The organism is Pseudomonas sp. GLN_2 (genome assembly GCF_043106005.1).
In the GTDB taxonomy this organism is placed as follows: Bacteria; Pseudomonadota; Gammaproteobacteria; order Pseudomonadales; family Pseudomonadaceae; genus Aquipseudomonas; species Aquipseudomonas alloputida.
Map to the genome: position 1 here is coordinate 1 of NZ_JBICMC010000018.1, position 691 is coordinate 691.

The 691-nt window shown below is 57.7% G+C and carries 1 protein-coding gene; it reads right to left on the reverse strand.

The annotated features are described in order from the left end of the window. Nucleotides 1-442: 442 nt before the first annotated feature. Nucleotides 443-676 carry a 3-deoxy-7-phosphoheptulonate synthase gene (locus ACF8Q6_RS04450; RefSeq protein WP_392498368.1) on the reverse strand — a complete coding sequence of 78 codons (234 nt, stop codon included), beginning with the start codon at nucleotides 674-676 and terminating at the stop codon, nucleotides 443-445. Nucleotides 677-691 lie beyond the last annotated feature (15 nt).

The window sequence follows — 691 nt, forward strand, 5'->3', positions numbered from 1 at the left end:
AGGGCGGAAAGGTGAATAGGCGCCTACATCGTGAATGAATGTCTACTTGATGTGAAAGCGCACAACCCAAAGGCCCAAAAGCTCAAAAGCTCAAAAGCTCAAAAGCTCAAAAGCTCAAAAGCTTAAGCGCTGGTTCTGATCGGGCGTACAGTCCGTTTGCGATGGCGACGCCGACTCACCTTTCCGCCCTTACGGCGGGTCCCTTTTTGTCGTGGCAAAAAGGGACCAAAAACCGTCGGCTCCCATCATCCGGCCCCTACGCTGCGCTCCGGGGTCCCCTCGCTCCGGCCTTGCTCCTGGGAGCACGCGCTGCAGGCCCCATCCATGGGGCCTCAGCGCTTGACGGGCATCCATGCCCGTCATCTCCCTCCGCAAGCCCTGCGCTCGGCCTCCTGAAGTCGCAATCTGCGTTGCCTGGACTACCGCGCACTTAGAAGCAAAATCAAAAGCGAGAAGCGAATTCGGTGATCGGCCGGGCATCGCCGATGCATTCGGTGACGTTTTGCCCGGTCATCTGGATAAGGATATCGCCGGCATGGCTGCCATCGGCCTGGTGTACCTGGAAGAACGTCGTTGCTCTTGCTCTTGCTCTTGCTCTTGCTCTTGCTCTTGCTCTTGCTCTTGCTCTTGCTTTGGCTTTTGCTTCTAAGCGCGCGGTAGTCCAGGCGACGCAGATTGCGACTTCAGGAGG